The sequence below is a fragment of the Microvirga sp. 2TAF3 genome (genome assembly GCF_052114965.1).
Taxonomy (GTDB): Bacteria; Pseudomonadota; Alphaproteobacteria; order Rhizobiales; family Beijerinckiaceae; genus Microvirga.
Genome location: NZ_JBFRFT010000043.1, coordinates 1 through 2,776, shown reverse-complemented (window position 1 = coordinate 2,776; position 2,776 = coordinate 1). Strand labels below are relative to the sequence as shown.

3 pseudogenes are annotated in these 2,776 nt (G+C 61.3%); 1 reads left to right on the top strand and 2 read right to left on the bottom strand.

Features of this window, described 5'->3' with window-relative positions:
- Window positions 1–1,929: pseudogene (locus AB4Y97_RS20830) on the bottom strand (hypothetical protein); the annotation flags it as partial.
- Window positions 1,930–2,012: 83 nt separating this feature from the next.
- On the opposite strand from AB4Y97_RS20830, the pseudogene AB4Y97_RS20825 reads away from it, so the two are divergent.
- Window positions 2,013–2,360 (top strand): annotated as a pseudogene (locus AB4Y97_RS20825) (Lrp/AsnC family transcriptional regulator); the annotation flags it as partial.
- 152 nt (window positions 2,361–2,512) lie between these two features.
- On the opposite strand, the pseudogene AB4Y97_RS20820 reads toward AB4Y97_RS20825, so the two are convergent.
- A pseudogene (locus AB4Y97_RS20820) lies at window positions 2,513–2,776 on the bottom strand (single-stranded DNA-binding protein); the annotation flags it as partial.

Genomic DNA, 2,776 nt, shown 5'->3' with positions numbered 1-2,776 from the left:
ATACAGCACGCCCTTCTTGGCGTCGTAGATCAGGTAATCGTTCTTGTCCTTGGCCTTGTCGCCGATGGTGAAGAAGCCCTTGTTCAGCTTGCCCGGCTTCAGTTCCGTGCCCTTGCCGAGCTTCTTGAAGACGGCGTTGTCGAGCCAGAKCGTATCGTCCTTGACGGAAAAGTCGGCGATCTTGTCGAAATTGCTCTTCTTGTTCGGCTTGGTGTCGAACACGAAGATGTCCTTGCCCGCGCCGCCGGTGAGCACGTCATTGCCGAGCCCGCCTTTGAGCGTGTCATTCCCGAGACCTCCTGAGAGAACGTCGTTGCCGGCATTCCCGATGAGGACGTTGGACGTGGAATCCCCGTACAATTTGTCCGCCGCAGCGCCGCCGGAGAGGGTATCCGCCTTGGCGCTGTTGCGGCTCATGGTGCCGGTGGAAAGATCGACGAGATAGGGTACGATCCAGGACTGGCTGCCCTCCCTCACCGTCGCAAGCGCCGCTTTGAGGCCGGTCGTCACGTAGACATGGTTGAAGGCGGCGCTGCCACCGGTCGGGATCAGGGTATCGACGGTGCCGTCTCCCCAGTCGAGGCCGACGGAAGAGGCATTGCCAACGCCGAGCTTAGCCTCGACATAGCGCCCTGCGCGGATCGCATCCGCCTGCTCCATCAGCGCCATGTCGACGGAGAAGATATCACCGTCGTTGTTCGTATCCCCGGCGACGAGATTGCTCGCATAGCTGCTGAATATGACGTGCCGCCCATCGGGCGTAATCGCGAAACCGTCGGAACCGCTGTCATCATCACCATCGGCGGTCGACGCCGACACGCGCGTGATCCTGCCTGTCACCATATCCTTGACGAAGACGTCCTGCTTGCCGTTGCTGTCCCCCGGCACGAGGTCACTCGCATCGCTGTGGAAGGCGACATACCGCCCGTCAGCGCTGATCTTTGGATCGTCGCATCGCTCCCCCGTGGATTGGGCGCCATCCGAAGCCGTTGAAACCCGGACGATCTTCCCCGTCAGAAGATCCTTCCGAAAAATATCGACCTTGCCGTTGGTATCGCCATCGACGAGGTTGCTGGCCGTGCTGGAGAACACGACGTAACGGCCGTTGGCGCTGAGATTCCCATAATAACTCGCGCCGTTCGCCTCCTGGTCGCCGCTTCCCGTCGAGACACGGGTAACCTCGCCGGATTGCAGATCCTTGAGGAAGATATCGGAATGTCCGTTCGTGTCATTGTCGACGAGATTGCTGGCCGAGCTGTCGAACAAGGCATGGCGGCCATCGGCGGTGAGCTGAGCGCGCAAACTGTCGCCGTTGCCCTGTGCATCCGTGGAGCTCGTCGAGACACGGCGGATCGTGCCGGTATCGAGGTCCTTGACGAAGACGTCCCAGGAGCCGTTCGTGTCCCCTTTGACGAGATTCGTTGCCCGGCCATCGAACAGGACATAACGCCCGTCATTGCTGATCTGGCCTCGATAGCTGTTTTCATTGCCCTCCAAGCCGTCGACGGTCGAGGCCAGGGTGATCGCGCCGGTCGTCAAATTCTTCACATAGATCTGATAGCGGAGACCGGCAGTGCCGCCTTCCGTCAAATCATTTGCGGTGCTGCTGAACACGAGATAGTTCCCGTTGGCGCTCACACTGCTATAGCCACTTTCGCCGTGGGGCTCTCCACCGCTTAGCGTGCTCACAGCGCGAGTAATGGCCCCGGTCAGCAGATCCTTGCGGAAGAGATCTCCGTACGTGAGCGTGTCGTTGCCGACCAGATTTCCGGAATAGCTGCTGAAGAAGACGTAACGGCCGTCGGGGCTGAGAGCCGGCTGCATACTATAATTGTCACCTTGTGTTCCCATGGCATCGGCCGAGACGAGCTTGATGAGCGACGAGGCGGTCGGGCGAGAGAAATTCTGCAGGGTCAGGGTCAAGGTCATGATGGCAGCATCGGGGTTCGTTGATTATATAACGTAACGTTACAAGATCCGATCATGCGTTGGCAAGGCCCTCTTGGCGCTGGCCATGCGTATCGGAGCGGTTGCGGCGCCTTGAAGAGCGCGGCGCGATTCGCGCCTTTAACGTCGAGCTCGACCCGCGGGCCCTCGGCTACCTGCTGCAGGCCATCGTCCGCATCCGGCCCATGCCCGGCAAGCTGCATGTCGTCCAGAAGCTGATCGAGGAGATTCCCGAAGTCAGCGAGTGCGACAAGGTGACGGGCGACGATTGCTATGTCGTCCGCCTGTTCGTCCGCTCGATCGGGCAGCTCGACGGAATTCTCGATCGCATTGCCGACAAGGCGGAGACCAGCACCGGCATCGTCAAGTCACAACCGTTCCGGAGACGACCGCCCCCGCTCGTAATCGTTTAGCCCGCAGCAAAAGTCCCGGCTTTCCCAAATAGGTAGCCGGCCTGAAGCCGAGCCGTTCGTGAAAGGCGATGGACGCCGACACGGCGTCCATCGCCGCAATCAATCACGTACTCGCCCTGCCCGCGCCGCGGAATGTGGCGGGGATGGATGGACTAGAACGGGATATCGTCGTCGAGATCGCCGTAGCGCGAGCCACCCCCGCTGCCGCCACCGCTCGAAGCCGGGGCCGGACGCCGCTCCATCGGCGAGGACCGGCCGAAATCGCCACCGCGGCTGATCTGGCCGCCCTCCTCGTCGCCATACTCCGACGCCCCGCCGGAGCCGCGGCTGTCGAGAATGGTCAATTCACCGCGGAAGCGCTGCAGCACCACCTCGGTCGAGTACTTCTCGACGCCGGACTGGTCCTGCCATTTGCG